This is a genomic window from Bradyrhizobium cosmicum, assembly GCF_032290525.1.
Classification (GTDB): domain Bacteria; phylum Pseudomonadota; class Alphaproteobacteria; order Rhizobiales; family Xanthobacteraceae; genus Bradyrhizobium; species Bradyrhizobium cosmicum_A.
The window spans coordinates 1-279 of sequence record NZ_JASXTA010000187.1 but is presented as its reverse complement, the minus strand read 5'-3'; the positions used below and the strand labels follow the sequence as shown (position 1 = coordinate 279).

Here is a 279-nt window from a genome sequence, read left to right as displayed (position 1 = left end):
GAATCGCCAGCGTCACGAGGAAGAGCAGAGTGCGGCGCCAGCCGCGAAGGCGCACCTCAGGACGAACCGCGCGAAGGCGACATCCGGCGATCAGGGCGCGCTCGCCCTCGTCGATGCGCCGACCGGCGAGCCGAAGACTTCCAAGACGAAGGCCGCCGCCCCTGCGAACAAGGCCAAAACACGGAGAACCAGCCGATGAAACTGAGCAAGGACACCGCGAAGGCGGTCCCGACGAAGCAGTTCTTCGTGTCGATGCTCACCCGCGACATCAGCCTCGAC

General features: G+C 65.9%; 1 protein-coding gene. It reads left to right on the top strand.

Features of this window, described 5'->3' with window-relative positions; all coding sequences use genetic code 11:
* Positions 1-199 (top strand): hypothetical protein (locus QSV46_RS39595; protein WP_314964077.1); only part of this gene is annotated, 199 nt, incomplete at its 5' end.
* Positions 200-279 lie beyond the last annotated feature (80 nt).